The 25,476-nt window shown below is 62.1% G+C and carries 22 protein-coding genes, 1 tRNA gene and 2 pseudogenes; 8 read left to right on the top strand and 17 right to left on the bottom strand.

Annotation, left to right across the window (positions count from 1 at the left end; all coding sequences use genetic code 11):
* Positions 1-52: 52 nt before the first annotated feature.
* Positions 53-1,003, top strand: a complete 951-nt coding sequence (locus GWC77_RS06550) for an ABC transporter substrate-binding protein (protein ID WP_254366850.1) — start codon at positions 53-55, stop codon at positions 1,001-1,003.
* A gap of 62 nt (positions 1,004-1,065) precedes the next feature.
* Here GWC77_RS06550 and rlmB read toward each other — a convergent pair whose 3' ends face one another.
* Both rlmB and rnr read right to left on the bottom strand, forming a co-directional pair.
* Positions 1,066-1,809 (bottom strand): 23S rRNA (guanosine(2251)-2'-O)-methyltransferase RlmB, encoded by a 744-nt coding sequence (gene rlmB / locus GWC77_RS06545; protein ID WP_173256082.1) that lies wholly within the window; start codon positions 1,807-1,809, stop codon positions 1,066-1,068.
* 168 nt (positions 1,810-1,977) lie between these two features.
* Positions 1,978-4,482 (bottom strand): ribonuclease R, encoded by a 2,505-nt coding sequence (gene rnr / locus GWC77_RS06540; RefSeq protein ID WP_173256166.1) that lies wholly within the window; start codon positions 4,480-4,482, stop codon positions 1,978-1,980.
* Positions 4,483-4,695: 213 nt separating this feature from the next.
* Between rnr and GWC77_RS06535 the strand changes: the two genes are divergently transcribed.
* A tRNA-Leu gene (locus GWC77_RS06535) sits at positions 4,696-4,782 on the top strand.
* 509 nt (positions 4,783-5,291) lie between these two features.
* A complete protein-coding gene (gene ligD / locus GWC77_RS06530) occupies positions 5,292-7,262 on the top strand; it encodes a DNA ligase D (protein WP_367949008.1) in 1,971 nt (656 codons plus the stop codon).
* On the opposite strand, the gene GWC77_RS06525 is transcribed toward ligD, so the two are convergent.
* Positions 7,259-7,483 carry a hypothetical protein gene (locus tag GWC77_RS06525; protein WP_173256081.1) on the bottom strand — a complete coding sequence of 75 codons (225 nt, stop codon included), beginning with the start codon at positions 7,481-7,483 and terminating at the stop codon, positions 7,259-7,261. The two genes, ligD and GWC77_RS06525, sit on opposite strands and share 4 nt — an antisense overlap.
* A 111-nt stretch (positions 7,484-7,594) precedes the next feature.
* On the bottom strand, positions 7,595-7,873 hold the full coding sequence (locus tag GWC77_RS06520) for a hypothetical protein (RefSeq protein ID WP_173256035.1): 279 nt from the start codon (positions 7,871-7,873) through the stop codon (positions 7,595-7,597).
* A 75-nt stretch (positions 7,874-7,948) separates the two neighbouring features.
* Between GWC77_RS06520 and GWC77_RS06515 the strand changes: the two genes are divergently transcribed.
* Complete coding sequence (locus GWC77_RS06515; RefSeq protein WP_173256164.1) at positions 7,949-8,908, top strand: SOS response-associated peptidase family protein; 960 nt, start codon at positions 7,949-7,951, stop codon at positions 8,906-8,908.
* Positions 8,909-8,942: 34 nt separating this feature from the next.
* On the opposite strand, the gene GWC77_RS06510 is transcribed toward GWC77_RS06515, so the two are convergent.
* From GWC77_RS06510 to hyfB, 8 genes are all read right to left on the bottom strand, one after another.
* On the bottom strand, positions 8,943-9,515 hold the full coding sequence (locus GWC77_RS06510; protein ID WP_173256080.1) for a LuxR C-terminal-related transcriptional regulator: 573 nt from the start codon (positions 9,513-9,515) through the stop codon (positions 8,943-8,945).
* Positions 9,516-9,636: 121 nt separating this feature from the next.
* On the bottom strand, positions 9,637-10,998 hold the full coding sequence (locus GWC77_RS06505) for an MFS transporter (protein ID WP_173256079.1): 1,362 nt from the start codon (positions 10,996-10,998) through the stop codon (positions 9,637-9,639).
* A 96-nt stretch (positions 10,999-11,094) separates the two neighbouring features.
* Complete coding sequence (locus GWC77_RS06500) at positions 11,095-11,610, bottom strand: NADH-quinone oxidoreductase subunit B family protein (protein ID WP_173256078.1); 516 nt, start codon at positions 11,608-11,610, stop codon at positions 11,095-11,097.
* Entirely contained in the window at positions 11,610-13,172 is a 1,563-nt protein-coding gene (locus tag GWC77_RS06495; RefSeq protein WP_173256077.1) for an NADH-quinone oxidoreductase subunit C, read from the bottom strand. The genes GWC77_RS06500 and GWC77_RS06495 overlap by 1 nt, the downstream gene beginning before the upstream one ends.
* A gap of 3 nt (positions 13,173-13,175) precedes the next feature.
* On the bottom strand, positions 13,176-14,639 hold the full coding sequence (locus tag GWC77_RS06490; protein ID WP_173256076.1) for a hydrogenase 4 subunit F: 1,464 nt from the start codon (positions 14,637-14,639) through the stop codon (positions 13,176-13,178).
* Complete coding sequence (locus tag GWC77_RS06485) at positions 14,632-15,291, bottom strand: formate hydrogenlyase (protein WP_173256163.1); 660 nt, start codon at positions 15,289-15,291, stop codon at positions 14,632-14,634. Before GWC77_RS06485 ends, GWC77_RS06490 begins: the two co-directional genes overlap by 8 nt.
* A complete protein-coding gene (locus GWC77_RS06480; RefSeq protein WP_173256075.1) occupies positions 15,291-16,241 on the bottom strand; it encodes a respiratory chain complex I subunit 1 family protein in 951 nt (316 codons plus the stop codon). Before GWC77_RS06480 ends, GWC77_RS06485 begins: the two co-directional genes overlap by 1 nt.
* A complete protein-coding gene (hyfB, locus tag GWC77_RS06475; protein ID WP_173256162.1) occupies positions 16,235-18,241 on the bottom strand; it encodes a hydrogenase 4 subunit B in 2,007 nt (668 codons plus the stop codon). Before hyfB ends, GWC77_RS06480 begins: the two co-directional genes overlap by 7 nt.
* A 614-nt stretch (positions 18,242-18,855) precedes the next feature.
* Between hyfB and GWC77_RS29535 the strand changes: the two are divergent.
* From GWC77_RS29535 to GWC77_RS06460, 4 genes and pseudogenes are all read left to right on the top strand, one after another.
* A pseudogene (locus tag GWC77_RS29535) lies at positions 18,856-19,068 on the top strand (hypothetical protein); the annotation flags it as partial.
* A 414-nt stretch (positions 19,069-19,482) separates the two neighbouring features.
* Positions 19,483-19,656, top strand: a pseudogene (locus GWC77_RS06470) (RNA polymerase subunit sigma-24); the annotation flags it as partial.
* Positions 19,634-19,939, top strand: coding sequence for a hypothetical protein (locus GWC77_RS06465; protein ID WP_173256074.1), 306 nt, complete (start codon positions 19,634-19,636; stop codon positions 19,937-19,939). The pseudogene GWC77_RS06470 and the gene GWC77_RS06465, both read left to right, overlap by 23 nt.
* Before the next feature lie 2 nt (positions 19,940-19,941).
* Positions 19,942-20,238 (top strand): 4Fe-4S dicluster domain-containing protein, encoded by a 297-nt coding sequence (locus tag GWC77_RS06460; RefSeq protein WP_173256073.1) that lies wholly within the window; start codon positions 19,942-19,944, stop codon positions 20,236-20,238.
* A gap of 32 nt (positions 20,239-20,270) precedes the next feature.
* Here the strand turns inward: GWC77_RS06460 and GWC77_RS06455 are convergent, their stop codons facing one another.
* The 5 genes from GWC77_RS06455 to GWC77_RS06435 form a co-directional block, all read right to left on the bottom strand.
* Positions 20,271-20,693, bottom strand: a complete 423-nt coding sequence (locus GWC77_RS06455; protein WP_173256072.1) for a type II toxin-antitoxin system VapC family toxin — start codon at positions 20,691-20,693, stop codon at positions 20,271-20,273.
* The gene (locus GWC77_RS06450) at positions 20,681-20,935 is read right to left on the bottom strand and encodes a type II toxin-antitoxin system Phd/YefM family antitoxin (protein ID WP_173256071.1); all 255 of its coding nucleotides are present in this window, start codon (positions 20,933-20,935) and stop codon (positions 20,681-20,683) included. The genes GWC77_RS06455 and GWC77_RS06450 overlap by 13 nt, the downstream gene beginning before the upstream one ends.
* A gap of 150 nt (positions 20,936-21,085) precedes the next feature.
* The gene (mctP, locus tag GWC77_RS06445; protein WP_173256070.1) at positions 21,086-22,582 is read right to left on the bottom strand and encodes a monocarboxylate uptake permease MctP; all 1,497 of its coding nucleotides are present in this window, start codon (positions 22,580-22,582) and stop codon (positions 21,086-21,088) included.
* Positions 22,579-22,776 (bottom strand): DUF3311 domain-containing protein, encoded by a 198-nt coding sequence (locus tag GWC77_RS06440; protein WP_173256069.1) that lies wholly within the window; start codon positions 22,774-22,776, stop codon positions 22,579-22,581. The genes mctP and GWC77_RS06440 overlap by 4 nt, the downstream gene beginning before the upstream one ends.
* 275 nt (positions 22,777-23,051) lie before the next feature.
* Positions 23,052-25,205 (bottom strand): serine/threonine protein kinase, encoded by a 2,154-nt coding sequence (locus GWC77_RS06435; RefSeq protein WP_173256068.1) that lies wholly within the window; start codon positions 25,203-25,205, stop codon positions 23,052-23,054.
* Between the last annotated feature and the right edge of the window lie 271 nt (positions 25,206-25,476).

Raw genomic sequence — 25,476 nt, 5'->3', positions numbered from 1 at the left:
CGCCGCTGCCGCGACAGCCGTTCACGCCCAATCGAAAACGCTGTATATCGGCATGAATGGCGGGCCGATGGAAAAGGCCTATACGAGCCAGGTCCTGCCGATGTTCGAGCAGGCCAACAATGCGAAGGTGGTTGTCGCGCCCGGCACTTCGTCCGACATTCTCGCGAAGCTGCTCGCCAATCGCGATAAGCCGCAGATTCATGTCGCCTTTCTCGACGACGGTGTCATGGCGCGAGCCGTCAGCATGGGCCTGTGCGAAAAGCTCGACGATTCGCCCGTGCTCAAGGAGCTCTATCCGTTTGCGCGAATGAAAGACGATGTCGGCGCGGGCGTTCAACTCGGCATGACCGGCATCGCGTATAACACGAAACTGTTTACGCAGAAGGGATGGACCGCCCCCAGCTCGTGGCTCGATTTCGCCGATCCGAAATACAAGGGCAAAGTGGTGTTCCAGTCCGAATCGAGCAGCACGTTCGGGCTGCACGGTTTTCTCGCGCTCAATCGCCTCTGGGGCGGCAGCGAGAAAAACGTCGAGCCGGGATTTACCAAATGGCCGAATACCGTCGGGCCCAACGTCGTCGAGTACGTCCCGAATTCCGCGAAGATTTCGGAGATGGTGCAAACGGGCGAAGCCGGCCTCTTTCCGCTGACACCGACCGCCGTGGCCGATCTGCAAGACAAGGGCTTGCCCGTGGCCTACGTTTCGCCCAAGGAAGGGCCGGTGTTGCTGCTCGTCGATGTATGCGTCGTCAAGCACAACCCCGATCCGCAACTCGCGCAGAAGCTTGCGCAGTTCCTGCTGTCGAAGCCCGCGCAGGAAAAAGCGGCGGAGGCGGGCAAACAGATTCCGACCAACCGGCTGGCTACGATGCCGGCATCGATGCAAAAGAGCCTCGGGAACGTCGAGAGCTTGCTGAGCAAGGTCACCGTCGTCGATTGGGATTCGATCAATGCGCGCCGGCCCGAATGGGATAAGCGCTGGAATCAGCAGATCGAGCGCTGATAAGGGATCCGCACGCCAACGCTGCCACTTACAGTGGCTCGGTGGCGTGCCATTTGACGACGTCAGCGCTTAGCCGTCCGCTGTCTCACCGCTTCGAACAAACAGACACCGCTCGCCACGGAGACATTGAGGCTCTCCACCGTCCCCGCCATCGGAATCTGCATGACTTCGTCGCAGGTATCGCGCGTGAGACGCCGCATGCCCTCACCCTCCGCGCCCATGACGAGTGCCACGGGCCCGTCGAGCTTGGTGTCGTAAAGGCTCGCCGACGCATCGCCCGACGTGCCGACCACCCATACGCCCGCATCCTTCAGTTCGCGCAATGCGCGTGCGAGGTTGGTCACCGTGATGTAGGGCACTGTGTCGGCCGCGCCGCTCGCGACTTTGGCCGCAGTCGCGTTGAGCCCGACCGCGCGGTCGCGCGGTGCAATGACCGCATGCGCACCGGCCGCATCGGCCACGCGAAGACACGCGCCGAGATTGTGAGGATCGGTCACGCCATCGAGCACGAGCAAGAGCGCCGAGCCCTGAATCCCGTCGAGCAATTCGGCAAGGTTTTGCGCGAGCGGCAAATCGCTTGCGCGCGCCACGACGCCTTGATGACGCTCGGTATGCGCAAGGCCCCAAAGACGTGTCTCGTCAGCCGCAATCAACCGGACGCCCGCTTCCTTCGCCGTGTGCAGGAAATCCTGCATGCGACGGTCACGCCGCGTTGCATCGTAAAACACTTCCTCGACTGTCGATGCGTCGTGACGCAAACGCGCCGTCACCGCGTGAAATCCGTAGAGAACCTTGAGACGTGCCATAGCTGAATCGATAAATCGTGTGAATGTGCGATGCGAGCAGCCGATAAAAGCCGCTCGCTATCACGGGCATGCGGACATGCTGACATGCGACGGTGGGATGCCCGGCACCGAAGCATCCGACATGCGTGGACGGTAAGCCGCCGCGCGCCGCGCCGGCAGCTACCGCGGTTACTTCTTGCGCACGCGCGAATTCGAAGCTGGCTTCGTCGCAGCGCCACGTTTCCTGGCTGCTTGCCCGCGTGCGGCTCGCGCCTCTTTCACAGCCGGCGTCTTGCCCGGCGCGGCCTTCTTGCGCGCCGTGGATTCGCCATTTGCAAGCGTTCGCACGCGCGCGCCAGCCGGCTCTGCGGCCGCTCGCTCGGCCAGCGCCGCGCGGTGTTGCACGACTGCCGTCTTGGTCACCGTATCGCGTACGAGCCGGAAGTCGATCTTGCGGGCGTCGAGATCGACACGGCTTACTTGTACGCGCACGCGATCGGACAATCGATAGCGAATACCAGTGCGCTCGCCGCGCAGCTCGTTCTTGATCTCGTCGTATTGGAAATAGTCCGCGCCCAGTTCGGTCACATGCACGAGCCCTTCGATGAAGAGCGCATCGAGTTGCACGAAGATGCCGAACGACGTCACACCGCTCACCATCCCACCGTATTCCTCGCCGAGCTTGTCGCGCATGAAGTAGCACTTGAGCCAGGTCTCGACGTCGCGCGAAGCTTCGTCGGCACGCCGCTCGTTGGACGAGCAGTGCAAACCGAGTTCTTCCCAGATTGCCGTATTCGGCCCACCGTTGTTGCGCGGCGCCGATTCGTCAGCCTGCTGCAACGCACGCGCTTTCGGCGAGAGTGCCGTATTCAGCGTGACGCCGAGCGGCGGCTGCGGCCGATATTTACGGCCCGCCAGAATGGCATAGATCGCGCGATGCGTGAGCAGATCCGGATAGCGTCGAATGGGACTCGTGAAATGCGCGTAAGCCTCGTAGGCCAGACCGAAGTGTCCGATGTTATCGGGGCTGTAGACGGCCTGCTGCATCGAGCGCAGCAGCATCGTTTGCAGCATCTGGGCGTCGGGCCGGTCGCGGACTTGTGCCATGAGCGCCGCGTAATCGCTCGCGTGCGGGGTTTCGCCGCCGCCGAGCGAGAGCCCCATGCCACGCAGGAACGTGCGCAGGTTCTCGAGCTTTTCGGCGGTCGGGCCCGCGTGAACGCGGTAAAGCCCCGGATGCTTGTTGCGCTTCAAAAAGTCGGCGGCACAGACGTTCGCCGCCAACATGCACTCTTCGATGAGCTTGTGCGCGTCGTTTCGCTGACGCGGCAAAATCTGCTCGATCTTGCCTTGCGCATTGCAGACGATATACGTTTCCGTCGTATCGAAATCGATTGCCCCGCGCTTTTGGCGCGCCGCAAGCAGAGATTTGAATACGCCGTAGAGGTTCTGCAACTGCGGCACCAGTGCGATTCGCCGTGCGGCCTCGGGACCTTTCGTGTTGGTGAGTATCGCGGCAACTTCGGTGTAGGTCAGGCGCGCGGCCGAGTGCATGACGGCCGGATAGAACTGATAGGCCTTGATCTCGCCCCGGCCCGTGATGACCATGTCGCACACTAGCACGCACCGGTCCACCTGCGGGTTCAGCGAGCAAAGACCGTTCGACAGCTTCTCGGGCAGCATCGGGATCACGCGCCGCGGGAAATAGACGGACGTGCTGCGTTCGATTGCATCGGCATCGAGCGCCGTCTCGGGCTGGACGTAGTGCGAGACATCGGCAATCGCCACGATGAGGCGAAAGCCGTCGCCGCGGCCGACTTTCATCGGTTCGCAGTAGACGGCATCGTCGAAGTCGCGCGCATCTTCGCCATCGATCGTCACGAGCGGCACATCGCGCAAGTCCACGCGATGGCGCAGATCGGCCGGCCTGACTTCGTCGGGCAGCTTCGCGGCTTCGGCGAGCGCCTGCGGATTGAACTCGTGCGGCACGCCGTACTTGCGCACCGCGATTTCGATTTCCATGCCCGGGTCGTCTATGTCGCCGAGTATCTCGGACACGCGGCCGAGCGGCTGCGAATGCCGGCTCGGGAAATCGGTGAGCTCGACCACCACGACTTGCCCGACCTTCGCTTTTTTCGTGCTTTGCGTGATCAGAATGTCGTGACCGATCCGCTTGTCCTCGGGTGCGACGATCAGCGCGCCGTTTTCGCTCAGCAGTCTGCCGATCACCCGCTTGTTGGCGCGGTCTGTGACCTCGACGATGTGCCCTTCCGGCCGCCCGCGCCGGTCATAGCCGACGACGCGCGCGAGTACGCGATCGTTATGCATGACCTTCTGCATTTCCGCGTTGGGCAGGAACAGATCGTCCTGGCCGTCATCGCGCACGACGAAGCCGTATCCGTCACGATGACCCTGTACGCGGCCGGCGACAAAATTCGACGGATGAGTCAGCTGGTAGTAGCCGCGCTTGTCGAGGCGGATCTGGCCGTCGCGTTCCATTGCGCCCAGGCGCTTGAAGAAGCCTTCGCGCTCCTGGCGCTTGATCGAAAGCGTCTCGGCAATGTCGCTCGCGGTGAGCGGCGTGTCGCTGGTACGCAGCACGCCGAGAATCTCTTCGCGGCTCGGGATCGGGTATGGATATTTGCTCAAAGGACGCGTGTCGGTGGTTTGTTCTTGTTCCGGGGTATGAGACATCATGGCAATGCGGGCGATTCTAACACTGTGGATCGAGGCACCGGGCAGCCGGCGGGCCGCGGCACGGAACCGGGCGGCTTCGCGCGCGCGTTGCGGCCGTAATGGGGCGGTATTGCCCGCGCCGACCGACGAGTTGCGACGAAGCGCGATAAAGCGCTTGACAGCAATTTCAGGGCCCATATAATGGCGATCTTTGCTGCACAACGCACACCTGCCCAGGTGGCGGAATTGGTAGACGCACTAGGTTCAGGTCCTAGCGGTGGCAACATCGTGGAGGTTCGAGTCCTCTCCTGGGCACCAAAGATTGACGTGAAAGGCCCAGCCCGCAAGGCTGGGCCTTTTTCGTTTGGCGCAAATTTGGCGTAACGGCCTTCTGCAGGCAACGAGGCTGAGTAGCAAAAGCGAGCAAGTCATCGAGACCGATGACCTATTCGGCAGCTTTGAGTCCGGACCTTTGGGAATTCGCGGCGAGCTGATCATCGTTTGGGCGGCGAGAGTTGCGGTCCAATTTGTGCTCACCCAATGAAGGACGGAAGATGGTGGCCTTCTCTGGCATATTCCCATTGCCGAGCATGACATGAACCGGCCGTGAGCGCTCAATGCGGCGCTCGCACGCTGGATCTCACTTTCGACGCTATCTGTCCGACCGTTGCATGGTCCGCTTTCATAAGCCACCGACCATCATGATTGCGACGATGAAAGCGAATTTTGAGTGCGGTCTGGCGTCTCTCCGTCACCAGCGGAGCCCTGGCACTGTCGCCCTGCGCCCTGATTGTATGGCTGCGCCGCTGTTCCACGCGGAACTGTAAATGGGCGGGCGCTGGAAATCGGCAGGCACTCGTCGTGTACGCGCACCAGCTGCCGCGTACGGCGAAATGCCAACCCACGTCGAACCCGAGCTCGCAACGCTAGTTGACCGCACGCCTGCAGGAGGCGACTGGTCATACGAAATCAAGTTTGACGGGTATCGAATGCTTGCCCGGCTCGATAGGGGCAACGTCCGCATCTTCACTCGCAACGGCCACGACTGGACAGCGCGGCTCGAGAGCCTGACCCACGCATTCGCCAGCTTGCCAATCGAGAACGCTTGGATCGACGGGGAAGCGGTCGTGCTCGATGCTAACGGCACGCCAGACTTCAATGCTCTGCAGAACGCGTTTGATCGGCGCAGCACATCGGAAATCGTCATGTTCGTTTTCGACTTGTTGTGGCTGAACGGCACGGACATTCGCGAGCAGCCGTTACGGGCCCGCCGTGCCCTCCTGCGCGAGCTGATGGAGCACACCGACACGCCACTATTACGATTCTCCCAGGACTTCGCCGAAGACCCTTCCTCCCTTGTCGCAGCGGCATGCAAGATGAAGCTGGAGGGCATCATCGGCAAGCGGGGCGATGCCCCCTATCGGACCGGCCGGTCAATGGACTGGATCAAGCTCAAGTGCAACCAGCGACAGGAATTTGTGGTGGGCGGTTTCAGCCGGATAAAAGGCGCGAAAGCGGGTGTGCATGCGCTCCTGCTTGGCGTCCATGAAAACGACGGCTCTCTACGGTATGCCGGCAGCGTCAAACCACATTTTCACTCGCGGGAAGCAACGTCGTTTGCGCGACGCGCCGATCCCCTGAGGCAACGAGAATGCCCCTTTTATAACCCGCCGACTCCGGAAAAGGACCGCGACTATTTCTGGCTTGCGCCGTCCATCGTCGTCGAATGCTCGTTTCTCGAATGGACGCCTGGGGGCGAGGTTCGTCATGCGGTGTTTCATGCCGTGCGCGACGACAAGCCCGCTGCCGCCGTAGTTGAAGAACCAGTGGTAGCGCTCGCAGGCGCTGGACGGGCGGATGCGGACGCTGGGTTGACGCGGGCTCGTCGCAACCCCAAGGGGACCGTCACGATTGGTACGGTGCGTGTGAGCAATCCTGGTCGCGTGATGGACCCAGTGAGCGGACGCACCAAGCTCGAGATGGTCAGGTACTACGAGGCAATCGCCGAATGGGCGCTTCCGCATCTGCGCAACCGGCCCCTCGCGCTAGTTCGCGCGCCGGACGGCATTCAGGGCCAGCTGTTTTTCCAGAAACACAGTGAGCGGGCACGCATTCCCGGCATCGTGGAGTTGCCCATCGAACTTCACCCTGGTCATCCGCCGCTGCTCGTTGCGAATACGACTGAAGCACTGGTTGGTCTCGCGCAAATGAGCGTGGTCGAATTGCATACATGGAACGCAGTAGCACCCGACTTGGCTCATCCCGACCGCGTAGTTTTCGACTTGGACCCAGATCCGGCTCTGCCCTGGGCAGCGATGATCGACGCGGCCTCTTTGCTGAAAGTCGTTCTTGATGAAGTCGGCCTGCGGTCGTTTCCAAAAACCAGTGGCGGCAAGGGCTTCCATATCGTCGTGCCCCTGACGCGCCGGCAGGGCTGGGACGAGGTCAAGGACTTCGCGCACGCCGTGGCGCAGCATATGGCGCGCACGATACCCGACCGCTTTTCCGCGGTGATGGGAGCGAGGAATCGTGTCGGCCGCATTTTCATCGACTACCTGCGCAACAGCCGCGGAGCCAGCACCGTCACTGCTTTTTCGGTTCGCGCCCGCAGCGGCATGGCAGTCTCGATGCCGGTATCGTGGGAGGAACTGAACGAAGTGACGCGCGGCGACCAATGGTCGATGTCCAAAGCCGTTGAGCGGCAAAGAAGGCTAAAAGCAGACCCCTGGGAAGGTTACTGGCGCACGCAGCAAGGAATCACCGCCGCAATGCGCCGTGCTGTCGGTATGAAGCGCTAGCTGCCTCGGGCCTCACTGCCTTTCAGCTCGCTATGCCGGTGCGCATGCGTGGCCGCGTGCTTGAGCTCGTAACGAGCGCCTTTGCCGCTGCGAGTGGGCGGGAAATGTTCGCCTTCTACGCATGTCACTTCGAAGGCGCCGTGTCCGTCATCGTGAACGACCGAATAGATGCCGGAAGTCTTCACAATTTCGCCCGGTCGGAACGAATTATCGCCTGCCATTTGCTGTACCTCCTCGCGAGAATTTTCGCCACCGATAGCAGCAACGGACATGCCAGCGGGGACTTCCATTCGTTTGATACGGGCAAACGGTCAGCCTTCGAAAACCACCCGCTACCCCTTTAGGGGCTTACCTCCGATGGCCCCCAGTCGCACCTTCTCGCCCAAGAGGCGGTCGATGACTGCCTGCAAGGATGCCTTCACGTCCCCCGGCTGCTTGTCCCAAGACGCATAGAGCGCCCTGAGGGCGTCGGCATGCGCGGCGTCCACTACGCCTCGCGCACGATGCACTTCGAGGATCAGCCGACGAACGTCCGGATCACGGTACTGCCGCCAAAGCTCGCGCAGCTCACTGTCCGTGATCGGTTCAAAGTTGTCCGGCGCCAGGCTCATGGTTGTTCCCCGCGGCAACTGTATGGATGTACAGTATATCGAGTACTATCATGGAGCCTCAAGGGGACGGCCACCATGTGTTACTCAGCGCAGATACAGGCGGACTATCGGCGATTTGTCCGACGTTTCGGGGCGAGGATAGACTTGCGCGAATTCGTGCGCCTGTACTGGGAGCGCGAGCAAGGCCGAGCAATCACAATTCCGAAGGCGGTCGATGCGATGTTCAGCGATCCCCAGACAGACGAGGAGCGCCGCATCCACGAGATGATCGTCCGATTCAACGCGCTCCGAACGGCGAAGCTCCAAAAGGAACTGTTCCAACAGCGCGCCCGCCTCACCGACGCCGAGCGTGCATTGCAGACAAAGACGACGAAGGCCGCCACGGAAAGCAAGCGAATAGCGAGCGAAAAGATTGCGGCTGCCCTCCGCAGACTTGCCGACTTGCGTCGCCCGGAATTGATAGACCGAGATGCGCGGATTTTCCCGGGAAACTACGCGCCCGTCATCGTCATGGAGGGCGGGGAACGCGTTGTCAAACCGATGCGATATCAGTGCCGCCCTAGCGGAAAGCCGGCGTCCTACGACACGAAGTACCCCGGACTCTACAACGCCCGAAGGGACAATCTCGAAGGGTTCTGGAAGGCGCTCTTCGGTCGCTCACACGCTGTGATGATCGCAAACGCTTTCTATGAAAACGTCAAGAACACGCGGATCGAGGGGCGAGAGCTACGGCCAGGAGAGCGAGACGAAAACGTTGTGTTGGAGTTCAAACCCCGCCCCGAAGGAGACATGTTCGTCGCTTGCCTTTGGTCCCACTGGCAAGAGAAGAACGAGCCCGACCTAATGTCATTTGCGGCGATCACAGACGAGCCACCACCGGAAGTCGCGGCAGTCGGCCATGACCGCTTCGTCATTGCGCTTCGCGAGAAAAACTTGGATGCATGGCTGAACCCCTCGCCCGACGATCTGGCAGCGCTGTATGACATCCTCGACGACCGCGAGCGGCCGTACTACGAACATCGATTGGCGGCATAGCTCAGTCCCCTACTCGCGCGACGTATGCTCACCTTCAGGCTAGAAGCCGTGCGATGAGGTCGGGGGTCGTCCGCACTTCATACTTTCGCAGCAGGCTCGCGCGATGAATGTCGACCGTGCGGGGGCTGATGTTCAACTCCTTGCCGATCTCTTTGCTCGTCAAGCCGTGTACTAGAAAGGCGGCGACATCGCGCTCGCGCTCCGTCAAGGTACCCGCGACGTGAGTCTGCTTCGCGCTCTCCGACAGGTCGGTAAAAGTCCAGATGGCCAGTTCGAAAGGCCGCTTCGGGTTATATCCGAAGCCGCAAACCGTGACCCAGAAATGACTACCGTCGATCCGGCGCATGATGCGGTCATCGCTGAACGCCTCACGTTTCGCAATGAGCGGCGCGAGTCGCCGGCCGATCGCCGTGAAGTCCTTCCGCTGCGGATAAAGCTTGGAGAACGATTGGTCGACGATATCGCTGCGTTTCGCCCTGAACAGTTCCAGCGCGCGCGCATTGCAGTCCACCATGATTCGCTCCCTGGCCACGATGACCGCCACGGGTAGGTGTCTGAAGAGATCCTCGTAGTCGAGAGGGGACATCGTGTCGGCCATGCTCGGCATTATGTCGGTCGATGCGGACTGCCTTCTGAACCGGAGATACGTAGGCTCCTACGTAAGTGTAGCGCCCAAATTCAGCCGGCCCAGATTTCACCGTCCATTCGCAAAGGCCGGCGTTTCTGCTTCACATAGTGCGTTTGAAGACAGGCTCGACCGGCGCTGCATCGCTTCGCCCATCGATTGCGGCACCTGCGTCTTCCAGCGCGGTTTTCGATGTCTCACGCAGTGAGAGACCGCCGATCATCGCGAAGATCGCCACTGCCATCAGGTAGTACGCAGGCGACAGATTGGTGCCGGTGGAGGCGATCAGCCACGTGGCGACCAGCGGCGCGGTGCCGCCGAAGATCGTATATGCGACGTTGTAGGTAATCGCGGACGCGGTGTATCGCGTCTTCGTCGCAAACACTTCCGACATGAGCGGCGCTGTGACCACGCCCGAGAGCACGGCGCCGACGGCGAGCAGCGCAACGCCGAGCAACGACTGCAACATGACGCCCGAGCCACCGAGCGAGAACGCCGGATAGACAGCCGCGATGATGAAGATGCCAGTGGTCGCAATCGTCATGCGGCGGCCCACGCGGTCGGAGAACAGGCCCGCGAGCGGGCAAAAGGCCGCGGCGAAGCAAAGGGCGAGCACCGTCACCAGGAGCGACGCACCGCGAGACAAATGGCCGGCCACTTGAAGGTAGGTCGCGAAGTAAGTCGTGAACGTATAGAACGACAGCGCCGTCACCGATATGAACGCACCGAGCTTGAGCATATTCCCCGACTGGGACTTCAGAGTCTCAGCCAAAGGCGCATGCGCGACTTCATGCTTGCCTTCGAGAGCCGTGAACGCCGGCGTTTCGTGCAGATTGACGCGCAGATAGACACCGATGAGACCGACCGGCGCCGCGATCAGGAACGGAATGCGCCAGCCCCATTCGATCATCGAGGCCGAGGACAGCGAAGACTCGAGCGCATAAGCGACAACCGCCGCGCACGCGAACGACGAGAACGTCGAAACCGGAACGAAGCTGCCAAAAAACGCCCGGCGGCGGCGCGGCGCATGTTCCATCACGTAGGCACACGCGCCCGCGTACTCGCCACCTGCGGAGAAACCCTGTACGCACCGAATGATCGTGAGCATCAGCGGCGCCCAGTAGCCGATGCGCGCGTAAGTGGGCAGCAGGCCGATCAATGTCGTGGAGCCGGCCATCATGAGGATCGTGACCGCAAGCGTACGCTTGCGTCCGATGCGGTCGCCGACGCTTCCGAAGAACATGCCGCCCAAAGGACGAAGCGCGAACGCAACCGCAAACACCGCAAATGTCTTCAGCAGCCCGACCGTAGGATCGCCACTGGGGAAAAACTCGCGCGTCAGGATGGTCGCCAAAAATCCGTACGCGGCGAAATCGAACCACTCGACGAAGTTGCCGATCGATGCAGCGGCGATGACTCGCCGTAGCGTCCTGGTATCGACTTCCTGGCTGCGCTGAGCTGGCATGGTTCACTCCCTCTTCAAGTTTCGGTTCCTTCCCGCATCGAAACGAGGGTAGAGGCTCAAATTACCTAGGTCTATACGTGCCGATTACCTAGGTAATCAGCGCTGGCGCACTCGACAGGCCGCAAAGATCCCGCGCAGCAAGTCGATGGGCGCCGGCGGGCACCCCGGGATCGAAACGTCGACCGGCAGCATCGACGCAACGGGTCCGCACACTGCGTAGCTTTCAGCGAAGATGCCTCCCGTACATGCGCATTCGCCCGCCGCGACCACCAGCTTCGGAGCGGGTGTTGCTTCGTACGCCGCAAGCATGGCCTCTCTCATGTTCAGTGTCACGGGTCCGGTCACGAGTAGCAGGTCCGCGTGCCGCGGGCTGGCGACGAATTTGATCCCAAGGCCTTCAAGGTTGTAGTACGGGTTGCTCAGCGCATGGATCTCCAACTCGCAACCATTGCATGAGCCCGCGTCGATCTGCCGAATGCACAGCGCCCGTCCGAGCAAGTCGAGAACGCCCTGGCGAAGCCCCTGTTCCTCGTGACGCCAAGCGTCTTCCGCCGCCGGCACGGGTTCGTCCGGAAAATCGGTGCGCGCGAACTGCCGGATGAGTTGCCACATCAGAGATCGTGCCCCGCATAGTTCAGGTTGAACGATTTGTTGATCAACGGAAAATCAGGAACGATGTTGCCGATGATCGCGTGCTCGAGTGCCGGCCAGTTTTGCCACGACGGATCATGGCAATGGCATCTCGCAATCTTATCGCCCGGTTCGGCCTCGAGTGCGACGAACACGTCGCCACGCCAGCCCTCGACCCAGCCGATCCCTTTAGAGGGCGCGCCGGGAGGCGTAACGTCGACCACGATAGGGCCGTCTGGAAGATCGGCCAACAGCGTCCGTATCAGACGCAGGGATTCGTCGATTTCGGCAAAGCGTACGGCGACACGCGCGGCAACATCGCCGCGCGGGTCGCTTGCCGCCTTGACTGCCACCTCGTCGTACGGCGCCGGCCGCAAGGCCGCACGCACGTCGAACGTCCGGCCGCTGGCGCGGGCTGCCATGCCGCGCACGCCGAAATGCTCGACGACGTCGGCGGTCAATCGGCCCGCACCGAGAAAGCGATCCTGCAGCCCCGACTGATCGTCATAGATTTGCCGCATCACGTGGACTTCACGCTCGATGCTTTGGCATTGCTCCGCCTGCATGGCCAGGTGCTCGGGGCGTACGTCGTCCGCCACACCTCCCGGCACGATCCGATCCATCAGGTATCGATGCCCGAACACGCGAGCGTTCGCCCGTATCCAGTCCTCCTTGAGCCTCGAGAACTGCGCGAGACCGAACGCGAATCCGGCGTCGTTGCCGAGCGCGCCGAGGTCGCCCAGATGATTGGCGACGCGCTCGCGCTCAAGCATGAGCGCACGTAGGTACAGCGCGCGCTTCGACAATACGGTGCCGCACGCCTGCTCGAGCGCCATGCAATAGGCCCACGAGAACGCTACCGTCGAGTCGCCAGCAATCCTGCTGGCGACGCGGTGGCCGTGCGACGCAGGCGTGCGTTCGAATAACCGTTCGATCCCACGATGCGCATACCCGAGCCGCTCTTCGAGCCGCAGCACCTTCTCACCGACGACCGAAAACCGGAAATGACCCGGCTCGATGATGCCAGCGTGAATCGGCCCGACAGCGATTTCATGTACCCCGTCGCCGGCAACCGGAACGAATGAATAATCCGCTTCTCGAGACTCGAACTTCTCCGTGCCAGTCGCTTGCTTGTGCAGCGGAAAGTAGTCTCGAGGCCAGTTCCCGTGATTGAGCCACGGGCGGACGTCCTGCGCGCCGCGCGCGCGCAAGCCCGTCAAATCGAATATCGCCCGCTGCATACGAACAGCGGACGGAAAGATCGAGGCCAAATCGGGAAAGTCCCCTTCAGGTTGCAACGTGTCGCCCGACACGAGGCGCGCCCACAGGATTCCATCCTCGCATTCGTACGCGGCGTTCAATGAGCATTCTCGCGTGGGCGCTGCGCCACCCCACATCGCAATCAGCCGGCTTCGTTGGGACCGCGCAGCATGCGCAATCTCGAGCCATCGCGGTTCGTCGACGTCGGTCACAACCGCCGAAACCCGGCCCAAGCCATCCGCGAGGCGAGTCGAATGCTCACGCAACATCAAATCGAGTCGCATTGTCTACCCTGCCAGCATCGTTGCGGCCTGGCGATACCACGTCGCCAGGTAAGGTGGTACGTAAAGGCCGAGCATCAGGCCGAGACCGAGATGCACGAACACCGGCAGCAGCGCCGGCCGGTGCGCAAGCTGCTTCGCGGTCGTCGTTCCACCGAACACCATCTGCTGTGTGCGCGCGAAGATCGCCGCGAATGCGACAGCGAGCCCGAGCAGCAGCAACGGCGCAGTCCATGGCAGTGAGTTCATGGCGGTCGTCAGAATCAGGAATTCACTTGCGAACACGCCGAACGGCGGCAGACCGAGAATCGCGAGCGTGCCGAGCATCATTCCCCAGCCGATCGCCGGGCTGACCTGCAGCAGCCCCCGAATGCCGTCGATCGCCTGCGTGCCGGCCTTCTGCACCGCGTGGCCGACTGCAAAGAAGATCGCCGACTTGACGAGTGAGTGAACCGTCATGTGCAGCAGACCTGCGAACGTCGCGATCGGCCCCCCGAGTCCGAAGGCGAACGTCATCAGCCCCATGTGCTCGATCGATGAATAAGAGAACAGGCGCTTGACGTCTTTCTGCCGAAAGAGCGAAAACGACGCGATCAGCACCGACACAAGCCCGAAGCCGACCAACAGCCGCCCCGGCATGCCGTTTCCGAGCGCGCCGTCCGCAAGCACCTTGCAGCGCAGCACCGCGTACAGCGCGACGTTCAGCAGCAAACCGGACAGCACCGCCGAGATCGGTGTCGGGCCTTCGGCATGCGCATCGGGCAGCCAGTTGTGCATCGGTACGAGCCCGACCTTGGTCCCATAGCCGACGAACAGGAACACGAATGCGATCGACACGATCGTCGGATCGAGGTGCGTCTTGACGGCTGCCAGGCTCGTCCATAGCAGCGCATCGCCCCCGGTCAGTTGCCGGCTCGCGGCGAGATAGAGCAGGATCGTGCCGAATAGCGCCTGGGCGATGCCGACGCCGCACAAGATGAAGTACTTCCACGCGGCCTCGAGGCTCGCAGCGGTCCGATAGACACTGACGAGCAGCACCGTCGCGAGCGTCGCGGCCTCCATCGCGACCCACAGCACGCCGAGGTTGTCAGTCAGGAGCGCAAGCAGCATCGCGAACATGAAGAGCTGATACATGCTGTGATAAAGCCGCATCCGCGCGCCCGTCATCCGGCCGCGTGCTTGCTCGATCTGCATGTACGGCCGCGAGAACAGCGATGTCGTCCAGCCGACGAACGCGGTCAGCGCGACCAGATAGACGTTGAGCGGGTCAACGAAAAATGCCCGGCCGAATGCAAACGACGGGCCGTGTTCGACAGTGCGCGCGGCGAGCACGAGCGTCGCCACGAATGTCAGAAAGCTAAAGCCGGCGTTCAGGTTGCGCGCGACGTGGCTCGGCCGCACGCACGCGAGGCAAGCGGCCGCGACGAGCGGGATGCCGACCACAGCGAGCACGACGTGGGCGTCATTCATCTTTGAGTTTCTCGAGGTGACGGATGTCCAGGCTGTCGAACTGCTCGCGAATCTGGAACATGAACACACCGAGGATCAGGATGCCGATCAGCACGTCGAGCCCGATACCGAGTTCGACGATCATCGGCATGCCGTTGGTGGCGGCGGTGGCCGCGAAAAATAGTCCGTTTTCCATCGACAGGAAGCCGATCACCTGCGGAATCGCCTTCGCGCGCGTAATCATCGCCATGAACGACAGCAGCACGCACGCGAGCGCGATGCCAAGCGTGCCGCGCGCAACTGACGTCGCGAGCTGGCTGATCGGGGACGCGACATTGAATGCGACGATCACGAGCACTATGCCGATCAGCAGCGTCGTCGGAATATTGATGAGCGGCTCGACGTCAGTCTGGACGTCGAGCCTGCGAACGAGCCGATACAGGATCCACGGAATCAGGCCAACCTTCAGCACGAGCGTCAGCCCGGCGGACACATATAGGTGCGCGTCATCCGTCACGAAGCCGAGGACCAGATTTGCCGACACGAGCGCGACGCCCTGCAACGTATAGAGATGGATCAGAGACAGGATGCGGCGCTGGCTCAGCATCGCGAACGACAGCAGCAGCAGCAACGCCGCGAGGAAATTGATCAACTGCGTCGCATAGCCGTGCATCATGCCCCCAGCAACAGATGGACGAGCATGCCGATGACCGCGAGCAGGAAAGCAGTCGCGAGAAACTCCGGAACCCGAAAGATCCGCATCTTTGCGTTGGTGGTCTCGACGACGGCGAGCGCGATGCCGCCCACCATCAGCTTGACGAAGAGCGCGGGCACGGCCAGCAGTAGCGCGGCCGGATTGCCCGCGCTCGCGATGCCCCACGGCAGGAACAGCGCCAGGCCGATGCAGGAATACGCAAACAACTTGAGGCTGGCCGCCCACTCCATCAGCGCGAGGTGCCGGCCCGAATATTCGAGGATGAGCGCCTCGTGGATCATCGTCAGCTCGAGGTGGGTCGCCGGATTGTCGACTGGCAACCGCGCGTTTTCGGCAAGCGACACGAGCGTAAATGCGATGCCGGCGAAGGCGAGGCTCGGATAGATCACGAGTTCGCCCCGGCCGATCGTCGCGACGATCCTCGTCAGCAGCGTTGACTGAGTGATCAGCGAAGCGGACAACAGCACCATCAGCAGCGCCGGCTCCGCAAGGAAACCGATCAGCATTTCGCGACGGGCGCCGAGCGTGCCGAACGCCGTCCCGACGTCCATCGCCGCGAGCGACAGCGCGACGCGCGCGAGTGCGAACAGGCCGACGAGCGCGATCGCGTCCGCGGCGGGCGACAGCGGAAGATCGATCGACAGCGTCGGCACGATCGCGCACGCCAGGGTCATCGCGGCCCAGACGACATAGGGTGCGCCGCGGAAAATCGGGCTTGCGCCGTGCGCAACGACCGATTCCTTGTTGAACAGCTTGTGCAGCATCCGGTAAGGCTGCCAGATAGACGGCGCGCGCCGGTTCTGAAGCCACGCTCGCCACTGGTTCACCCAGCCCGTAAGCAAGGGCGCCGCTGCTAGCGCGACCACGATCTCAAGGGCCTGCGATATCGCGCCCGACAAGGTCACCATCTTCTCACCAGCATCAGGAGCAAGATCAACACTGCGAAGCTATAGGTCAGGTAGACCGCGATCTTGCCTGTCTGCAGCCGGCCCGCCCAGTCGGCGGCACGCTGCGTCAACGCCGCGATGCGTTCGTAGAGCGCGGGCCAGGTGCGGTCGGTAACCGATACCCAATACGCCGGCCGTGTGTCGAACGGCGACGGCAATTGCCGCTCGATGCTCAATAGCGGCGCGAAGATCTCGCGAATCGGCTGCCCGAATCCTTCCGCCGTATCCTGCATCCGCGCCGTCGTAAACGGGAAACCGCAGCTCCACGGCTGTGCGCGTCGCAGCCGGCCGTGATAGAAGCGCCGCACCAGCAGCCACGCGAGAGCGCAGCATGCAATGAAAAACAGCATGAACACCGCGGGCATATAGCTCGCACGCGCGGCCGACACCGGCACGAACAGCAGCCAGCCGTGATTCTCCCCGCCGATGCCGGCGCCGACTAGCCCGCGCGTAACCCGATCCAGCAGCTTGACGAATTGTGCGGGCAACAGGCCGAGCAGCACGCTGGCAGCCGCGAACCATCCGAACGCGAGCCGCTCCCACGCGTTTGCGTCGCGCGCGCTGTTCAGCTTCGTCTCTCTCGGCTGCCCGAGGAACACGATGCCGAAGAACTTGACCATCGTATAGCCGGCTAGCGCGGCCGACATCGCGATCAGCGCGGCCGCGAGCGGCACCGTCATCGCGAGCACCGAGTCCGGCAAGCGCGGCGTGAACAGGACGCTCTGAAGCAACAACCACTCGGCGGCGAACCCGCTCAGCGGCGGCAGGCCCGCACTTGCCGCGACGCCCACGAGGACTGCCCACGCGGTCCAAGGCATGAAGCGAATCAGCCCGCCGAGCTTGCCGAGGTTGCGCTCCCCAGTGGCATGCAGCACGGCGCCCGTGCCGAGGAACAACAAACTTTTGAAAGTCGCGTGTGCGAGGATCTGGTAAAACATCGCGGTGAGCGCGAGCGCCGATAGGCCCGTCATCCCGTACGCGCGAAACAGCACCGCGACACCGAGCGAGACGATCATCAGGCCGACGTTGTCGATCGAGGAATACGCGAGCAAGCGCTTCATGTCGACCTGGATGGTGCTGAACACAACGCCGAGCAGCGCGGTAGCGACACCCAGCACGAGCAACAGCACGCCCCACCACGCGATCTGCACGTGCAGCAGGTCGAACACGGTACGCAGCAGGCCATACAGGCCGACTTTGAGCACGACGCCACTCAACAGCGCCGACACGGGCGACGGCGCTGCCGGATGCGCCTCCGGCAGCCACACATGCAGCGGGAACACGCCGGCCTTCGCACCAAAACCGACGAGCGCGAACAGGAACGCAAGCGACGCCCAGAACGCATCGAGCGATTGCGCGCGCATGTTGGCGAACGTGTAGTCGCCGGTGCGCGCCTGTAGGATGCCGAAGCACAGCAGCAGCGCAAGCGCGCCGACGTGAGAGATCAGGAAATACAGATAGCCCGCGCGTCGTATCTCGGCGATCCGGTGGTTGGTCATCACGAGAAACGTCGCGGACAGCGTCAGTGTTTCCCAGGCGACCATGAACGCGTACGCATCGTCCGCAATGAGTACAAGGGCGATGCTCGCCAGGCAGAGGTGGTATTCGAAGCAGATGAGCCCCGGCGCGGCGCCCTCGCCCTTGCGAAAATAGCCGGCCGAAAAGGCGCCGATCCCCGCGCTGACGACGCCGAGCACAAACAGGAAATAGCTGGACAACCTGTCTACGCGTAAATGGAAGGGCAAGCCGGGCAGCCCGATTGGCAGCACCGCCACGGACGGCTCGGCAAAGATGCCGACGAGGCCTGCTGCACCCAACAGCAGGCCTCCCAGTGCGCCGAGCGGAAACAGCCCGTGTGCGACGAGCCGAGTGCGATGCAGAACCCCGAGCCCAAGCGTACCGGTGACGAGCCAGGTGGCCGAGACCAGCAGGACGAGATGGACGACAGGGACAAGCGCCATCTGGAGTGCCTCCAGTACGTTCACGGCATGCGAAATGCATGACATGGACGCGGAATCGATCGCGCGATGCGCGTGCGCATTATGACACCGAAGGTCCCATTCCATCGAGAGCCTTTCGAACGATCATGCGCATGTTCATCCGGTGCGCGGGCATGTTCTCTCCGGCCAAAGCCGGCGAGCATAGCCCGCGTGGTTGATGTCATGCGCAACGCCAATCCTGCCTTCCTGTCCGCTCGGTCGCGTTCCCGAAATGACGGGTCACGTTGCCGAAATCATCGGTCACGATCCCGGAACGACCGGTCACGTTCTTCCGAAATACGCAGCTATCGACGCTCACCCTCTCCCGAAATCGGCCCGGGCGTCACGCTCGCGTATCGTTTCAGATCGGGCTTGCCTAAAGCAAACAGTCTTTCTGCTCCCTCCCCGCCCGCGTGGGGAACGCGAACACATGACAAGTATCAAAAGATATTCAATGAAACGGATGAAGCCGGAATCCAATCGACCTTAGACCTCTAGCGCCGAACGGCCGCTTTGGGTGAATCTGGAGGTCGATGCCGGTTGGCGGTATAGCGGCATGATCTCGAGCTCTTCTGTAACCGTAAAAGGACGCGATCTTGAAGAAATCCCTCCTCATGGCATCCCTGTTGGCGGCTATGTCCCTGGCCGCATGCAGCAAGGGCAGCGATGAATCTGCTGCACCCGCTGCGTCGGACGCAGCCGCAACTTCGAGCGCTGTCAGCGCTGCCTCTAGCGAAGCCCCCGTCGCTGCCGCTTCTGCTCCTGCCGCCGCTGCTTCTGCTCCCGCTCCTGCCACCCCTGCTCCCGCTCCGCCCCCCCTGCTCATGCGATCGACGCTCCGGCCGGAGCCGGCGGACATGCAGGTCTACCGCACGGGGGAAGCCAGTAAAGGCGACCGCGGTGGTGCGAACGGCAGAAAAGTAGCCTGGCTGCCTGATCGACGGCGACGGCCGAATGTCCGCAGTAACGCTCGACGTCATCGGCATGCTCGCGATGCCTGCCAGAACGATGGGTGACGCACAAAAGTGACCGCCGCCGTGTTTCGCGATCGCAGAAAGAACATTGGCCGTCCGGTCGTGCCCGAGGTGTAGTCCAAGGCGATCGGCGTCCATTCGTCCACGGGGCTGCGCCCGGGAAATGCCGGATCGCCGCCGGCTGTCGCGCAAGAAAATATTTTTTGGCGCTCGCCACAATATTCGCGCTCCTGAAACGTCTTCAGGCGCATGGAACCGGCACCTACCCCGTGTCCGATGACCGACCGAGACAGCGACATCACCGCAACGGTCGTGCGTGAGCGCACGAGGCTCGTCAATTTCATCCGGCGTCGAATCCGCGACCCGGACGATGCCGAGGACATCCTGCAGGATGTCTTCCATGAATTCGTTCGGGCTTGCCGGTAAAGCGCTGCTTGGGGTCGTCGCCATAGGCGTGTTGGGGTGGGTCGTCATGGCGCTATGGAATTGGGTGATTCCCAGCCTATTCGTTGGCGCCCGTGCGATCGACTTCGCCCATGCGTTGGGCTTGCTGGTTTTGAGCCGCATCTTCTTTGGCGGATTCCGTGGATACGGCGGCTGGCGCGCACGGCGTCATTGGCGCAAATGGGAAGCGATGACGCCCGAGGAACAGGAGCATTTTCAGACAGTGTGGCGCTCGCGCGATACCCGGCCCACGAAGGATTGAACATGCGCCAGAACTCGATGCGCGACTGCAAACAGGAGCCGGGCGTGATCGCGCCAGTCGTCGACTTGAAACGTTGCGAAGGTAAAGGCGATTGCCTGAAGGTCTGCCCGGAAAAGGTGTTCGAGGTCCGGCGTATCGATGAACTCGATTATCTCGGCCTCGATTTGATGCATCGCCTGAAGCTGCGCGTGCATGGAATGAAAGTCGCCTACACGCCGAACGCACACGCCTGCCGGTCGTGCGGTCTTTGCGTGACGGCATGCCCTGAACGCGCGATCAAGCTCGCCAAAACGGCATAGCTTTACACTTTTTCGCCGATGCCGGAGCCGGTTCAATGAGCCGTCTTGGGAGCATCGATGATTTCGATCATGTCCAGCGCGCGAAAATCATCAGGGTTGCTGGTGAGAAGCGGCAGATGATGTTCATGAGCCTGAGCAGCGATCCAGAGATCGTTATAACGCGGGCGTGGGCTGCGACCCGCCGACTTCATTACAGTCGCGAGCAGCCCGAATGAACGAGCGGTCTCACGCGTCACTGCCAGCACCGACATGCGTTCCACGGCACGCAGAAACGCTGTGCGCTGCGCTCGTTCTCGGGCGTCACTTGGAAGTTGTGCGCCGAACTCCAATTCACCAAGCGAGACCGCGGAGACATGGACCAATTGAGATCCAGCGACGTTGTAGATCGCTTCAATATCGAGAGCGCCTTTACTGAGATCGATCCACACACACGTATCAACGATTACTTCTGCCACGGATCACGCACCTCGTCGTCGAAATCAGCGTGACGGATGTCGGCCATGTACCGATCGGCGACGTCGGGCGACATCTTAGGGATGCGCTCGAACGCTTCGCGAAGTGTGACAGCCCGCATTGGCGGGTTGATCGTGCCAAGCACCGTGTTATTGCGCGTGATTGTGACCGACTCCCCCCGCGCTAACGCGTCGAGCACCTGGTTGGTGCGCCGGGCGAGATCGGTGGCGGTTACAGTAGTCATGACGACCCCCGGTCAGAATACTACGCATTTTACGTATCTTACGTAATTTGTCCAGCCCCGCCGCGAGTCCGTTGACCTGCAAGTCGCAACTAGCAAAAAAACGGCCATCGTCGATCGATGGCCGTTGCATGCTGCGAGAGGCGGAGCCGCTTACTGCGCGGCAATATTCGGTTGCGCCGCGCGGCTCTTTGCCGTCACCGCCGACACGGCGACCGTAACGACAACGTTGACCACCAGCGCGATCAAACCAATATAAGTCGGATAGGTCGCGCCTGCGATATGCAGCGCGTAGACCGGCTTCAGACCTTGCATCGCGGCGAGAATCGTGCCGAGCGAGATACCCGCGAGCCAACCCAGGAACAAGCCCTGCGTCGTCAGACGACGCGTATAGAGCGAAAACACCACGGCCGGGAAGATTTGCAGAATCCATACGCCGCCGAGCAACTGCATGTCGATCGCATATTGCGTCGGCAGCGCGATGATGAACAGCAGCGCGCCGAACTTCACGACGAGCGAGACGAGCTTAGCGTTCGATGCTTCCTTTTCAGGCGTGGCGTTCGGCGCAATCAAAGGTTTATAAAGATTCCGCGTGAACAAGTTGGCCGCACCGATCGACATGATCGCGGCCGGCACCAGCGCACTGATCGCGATGGCCGCAGCGGCAAAGCCCACGAACCACGAAGGGAACAACGTGAGGAACAGCGTCGGCACCACATCGGACGGCGACTTCACGTGCACGCCCGCGGCGATCGCCATGTACCCGAGCAGCGCGATCAAGCCGAGCAGCACCGTATAGGCCGGCAGGAAAATCGCGTTCTTCTTGACGGTGGCGGCGGAACTCGACGAGAGCACGCCCGTCATCGTGTGCGGATACATGAACGCCGCCAGCGCGGAGCCCAGCGCGAGCGTCGCATAAGCCGTGAACTGCGACGGCTTCAGCAAAATGCCCGTTGCGCCGCCTTTGGCCGTGAAGTACTTGTCCGCGGTGTCAAACAGCGCGCCGTAGCCGCCGAGCTTGGCCGGAATCCAGCAAATCGCGACGATCACGACGATGTAGATCATGATGTCCTTCACGAACGCGATCATCGCGGGCGCGCGCAGTCCGCTCGCATACGTATAGAGCGCGAGAATCACGAACGCGACGATGAGCGGCAACTCGCCCGTGACGCCGAGGCTCTTGATGACGACTTGCATGCCGACGAGCTGCAGCGCAATGTAGGGCATCGTGGCGACGATGCCGGTCACCGCGATAGCTGCCGGGAACCACTTGCCGCCGAACACGCCTTGGACGTAGTCGGCCGCGGTGATGTGATTGCCTTTATGGCACGCCTGCCAGAGCTTGGGCATGACGGCGAACACGAACGGATAGACGATGATCGTGTAGGGCAAGGCGAAGAAGCCATAGGCACCCACCGAATAAACGAGCGCGGGCACGGCAATGACCGTATACGCGGTGTAGAAATCGCCGCCTACGAGGAACCAAGAGATGACTGTGCCGAATTGGCGTCCTCCGAGTCCCCATTCATGCAATTGCGTGAGATCGCCGCGTTTCCAGCGCGCGGCGACGAAGCCGAGCACCGTGATGAGTGCGAAGAACGCGATGAAGATCGCGAGGGCGGTGGTGTTGATCGCAGTCGGCTCGGTCATTTGGCGCTCCGATAGACGGCGTACATCAGCAATGAAGTGATGGGCACCCAAAGGAACTGGTACCAGTAGAAGAATGGAAAGCCGAGCAGCGAAGGACGCGCGCCGTTATAGAACGGCAGCCATAGCAGTGCGAAATAAGGCAACAGCAAAATCAACGGCAACCACGCGCGGCGTGGTGGGCTGGAGGTCTCCATACCATCTCCTTAGGGCTGACGAAGAATGGAGCGGCGTTCCGCGGCTGCGGGCCGACATTCGTTGTCTTTTTTTGAACTATCGTGGGAAGAATCGAGCCAAACGCGAAGCTTGCTTGGAGGAACTGGCCTGTCCTTATGCAAATCGGGTGCGATTGACGGGCGTAGTATTCGCGGTCGGTACGTCGTCCGCAAGCGCATAACTACTTAGGACCGCTACGTAGGAATACGTAGGGATTTGTCCGGCGCAAGTCGTTGCTTCGCAATTTCGAGCCTGCTCAATGCCCCGCGCGCGTCGTGATCTGCGCATAGTCGACGCCGATACGGGCGGCCCCGTACTTCTCGCCCATTTGCCTCAAGCGCTCTTTCATCGCGGCAAGATAGTCCGCACGCGGTTCCGAATCCGGTCGCATCGTGTCGAAAAGCGGCGCGGGCGTTACGACGACAACGATCATCTCAGTGCCGAACGGCTTGCCGATGACCCAGTCACCCATGCTCCCGATCGTCGCCTTGTAGTTCGGCGGCGCCTGGTTGTCTTTTGCACGTCGGCTCGGCACGAGATGCACCACGCTTCCGTCGAGGACGTAGTAATCCACGTTGACATACGTGTCATAGCCGGGTGTCGTCACGTCCAGCACGAGCGGACTGCCTTCAGTCAGTTGTCCGTTCGGAGCCTTCGTGCGGATCGATGTGCCCGCAGCGACACTGCCCGCTTGATGCGTCGACGTCCAGTACGGCGCCAAAGCTGTCACCACGTCGCAGTTGTTCTCGCTAACCGGCTGCACGTCGATGCTTGGCGCCGTTGCTCCGGCGAATCGCGCAAGCGCATCGCGCAAATGCGTGACGCCTGTGTGCCCTTCGACATAGCCTCGAACCTGCAACGCCTTGCCGTCGATCGATGCGCTCAACGACGAGCACGGCTGCGCGGCGAGCACCAGGCTCACCGCTGCAAGCGACAGCGGCACGGGTGGCGGTGGCGATGCGTGCGTTTGCGCCGCGGCAGGCGGCTGAGGTTGGCCACTGCCGGTGCCCGAGCCGGAGCCGGCATTCACCTTTGAGTCGGCGCTCGAGCGCGGGCCGGACCACTCGTGGTAGCCATACCAAAGTGTCGCGACAGCGATCAGCGCAGCTAACGAAACGCCCGCCCCCTTCCACACCGTAAGGCTTAGGCGAGGCGTCGCCATGTGCGAAGGCTGCGCAGCGCCCGCCGGTTGCGGGGCCTTGATCGGCTGCGAAGGTCGCGATGGCGGCGGCGACGGCCGCGTGTGCAATTGGGCGCCCATGCCCTCGAGAAACCGTTCGACGCTCGACGTGCGCGTCGCACGATCGAACGATAGCGACTCGCTGAGGGTTCGCCACTGCCGTCGATCGAGGTCCTTCGGGCGCTCCGGCTGCCGCTTCTCGCCGCGCGCCTGGATGGCCGATACGCGGTTGAACGGATGACGTCCCGTCAGCAGTTCATAGGTCACACAACCGAGGGCATAGACATCGTCTCGCGGATCCGGCTCGCGATGTTCGAACATTTCGGGGCTCGCGTAGGCGGGCGTGATGCCGCCGAGCGTCGCCGGATCGAACACCGTCACATCGCTCTCTTCCTCCGGACGCGTGAGCGCACGTGCGATGCCGAAGTCGATCACCTTCACTTCGCCGGCATCGGTGAGAAACACGTTGGCCGGCTTGAAGTCGCAATGCACGAAGCCGCGCTCGTGCGCATAAGCCAGCGCGCGCCCCATACCCGCGATGACCGGCAACGCCTTCTCGTAGGGCATGCCCGCAAAGCCGGGCTCGCGCAACAGCTTGCTGAGCGGATTGCCCGAGAGGTACTCCATCGTGATATAGACGATCGGACCGTCGCGGTCGAAGTCGTAGACGGTGACGATGTTGCGATGTGCGAGCGTCTGCGCTTTGCGCGCTTCGCGCTGCAAGGCGATGAGCGAAGTGGGCTGGCCGCGGAATTGAACGTTCAACACCTTGATCGCGATATACGGCTTGCGGTCCGCTGCTTCGAGCTTGCGCAGATCGAGCGCCTTGTAGACGGTGCCCATGCCGCCCACGCCGAGGCATTCCTCGAGTACGAAACGACCATTGAGCGTATCGCCGATGCCCTTCGCACGCTCGAACGTGCCTTCGGCGGGCTCGGCCGCGGGGCCCGGCGCCGCCGCCCGCCGCACCGGCGGCGGAGACGCGACTTGCACGCGCGTTTCATCGCCAAAGCCGGCTTGCGCGCCCGCAAACCGTTCGATGTGGCGAATGAGCTCGGCATAGATGTCGTCGGGCAGCGGATCTTTTGTCTGCGTTTCGTCGAGCGTTTCACGCAGCCGCGCACAGTTGGCGTGGTCGAGCGCCAGCGTGCGATCGATCTGCATGATGAACGCGTCGTGCGACAGCGCACCCCTTCGGAAGGTCTGGATCAGCTCCGCAAGGCTCGTCATGCATGCGCCTCTCAGGCTTCTAAACAACGCGTTTTTCCAACGTGCGCGACGCTTCACCGTCCTTTCACGCCAGTTCAAACGCGCGCTCGTCGATCGATACTAGTCTGCGCCGAGACCTTGCGCAATCGGTGCCCGAACTCAGCGTGCGAAGCGACACATAGCTGTTGCCGGGCAGACAACAGGTGGGCGCAGTGTGTCGGCACACGACCATCACCGCGGGCGCGCGATGCGCTATCGCTCGCCGTGCGCAATGCCCCGTCGAAATGCCGCA

The sequence above is a fragment of the Paraburkholderia sp. NMBU_R16 genome, assembly GCF_013282575.1.
Taxonomy (GTDB): domain Bacteria; phylum Pseudomonadota; class Gammaproteobacteria; order Burkholderiales; family Burkholderiaceae; genus Trinickia.
The sequence above is the reverse complement of the archived record's forward strand: the minus strand, read 5'-3'. Positions and strand labels throughout refer to the sequence as shown.

Excerpts from the sequence above, each read along its gene's own strand:
- GWC77_RS06550 (WP_254366850.1), top strand. The coding sequence starts at position 53 with ATGAATGGCGGGCCGATGGAAAAGGCCTATACGAGCCAGGTCCTGCCG.
- rlmB (WP_173256082.1), bottom strand. The coding sequence starts at position 1,809 with ATGGCACGTCTCAAGGTTCTCTACGGATTTCACGCGGTGACGGCGCGT.
- rnr (WP_173256166.1), bottom strand. The coding sequence starts at position 4,482 with ATGTCTCATACCCCGGAACAAGAACAAACCACCGACACGCGTCCTTTG.
- ligD (WP_367949008.1), top strand. The coding sequence starts at position 5,292 with ATGGGCGGGCGCTGGAAATCGGCAGGCACTCGTCGTGTACGCGCACCA.
- GWC77_RS06525 (WP_173256081.1), bottom strand. The coding sequence starts at position 7,483 with ATGGCAGGCGATAATTCGTTCCGACCGGGCGAAATTGTGAAGACTTCC.
- GWC77_RS06520 (WP_173256035.1), bottom strand. The coding sequence starts at position 7,873 with ATGAGCCTGGCGCCGGACAACTTTGAACCGATCACGGACAGTGAGCTG.
- GWC77_RS06515 (WP_173256164.1), top strand. The coding sequence starts at position 7,949 with ATGTGTTACTCAGCGCAGATACAGGCGGACTATCGGCGATTTGTCCGA.
- GWC77_RS06510 (WP_173256080.1), bottom strand. The coding sequence starts at position 9,515 with ATGCCGAGCATGGCCGACACGATGTCCCCTCTCGACTACGAGGATCTC.
- GWC77_RS06505 (WP_173256079.1), bottom strand. The coding sequence starts at position 10,998 with ATGCCAGCTCAGCGCAGCCAGGAAGTCGATACCAGGACGCTACGGCGA.
- GWC77_RS06500 (WP_173256078.1), bottom strand. The coding sequence starts at position 11,610 with ATGTGGCAACTCATCCGGCAGTTCGCGCGCACCGATTTTCCGGACGAA.
- GWC77_RS06495 (WP_173256077.1), bottom strand. The coding sequence starts at position 13,172 with ATGCGACTCGATTTGATGTTGCGTGAGCATTCGACTCGCCTCGCGGAT.
- GWC77_RS06490 (WP_173256076.1), bottom strand. The coding sequence starts at position 14,639 with ATGAATGACGCCCACGTCGTGCTCGCTGTGGTCGGCATCCCGCTCGTC.
- GWC77_RS06485 (WP_173256163.1), bottom strand. The coding sequence starts at position 15,291 with ATGCACGGCTATGCGACGCAGTTGATCAATTTCCTCGCGGCGTTGCTG.
- GWC77_RS06480 (WP_173256075.1), bottom strand. The coding sequence starts at position 16,241 with ATGGTGACCTTGTCGGGCGCGATATCGCAGGCCCTTGAGATCGTGGTC.
- hyfB (WP_173256162.1), bottom strand. The coding sequence starts at position 18,241 with ATGGCGCTTGTCCCTGTCGTCCATCTCGTCCTGCTGGTCTCGGCCACC.
- GWC77_RS06465 (WP_173256074.1), top strand. The coding sequence starts at position 19,634 with ATGAATTCGTTCGGGCTTGCCGGTAAAGCGCTGCTTGGGGTCGTCGCC.
- GWC77_RS06460 (WP_173256073.1), top strand. The coding sequence starts at position 19,942 with ATGCGCCAGAACTCGATGCGCGACTGCAAACAGGAGCCGGGCGTGATC.
- GWC77_RS06450 (WP_173256071.1), bottom strand. The coding sequence starts at position 20,935 with ATGACTACTGTAACCGCCACCGATCTCGCCCGGCGCACCAACCAGGTG.
- mctP (WP_173256070.1), bottom strand. The coding sequence starts at position 22,582 with ATGACCGAGCCGACTGCGATCAACACCACCGCCCTCGCGATCTTCATC.
- GWC77_RS06440 (WP_173256069.1), bottom strand. The coding sequence starts at position 22,776 with ATGGAGACCTCCAGCCCACCACGCCGCGCGTGGTTGCCGTTGATTTTG.
- GWC77_RS06435 (WP_173256068.1), bottom strand. The coding sequence starts at position 25,205 with ATGACGAGCCTTGCGGAGCTGATCCAGACCTTCCGAAGGGGTGCGCTG.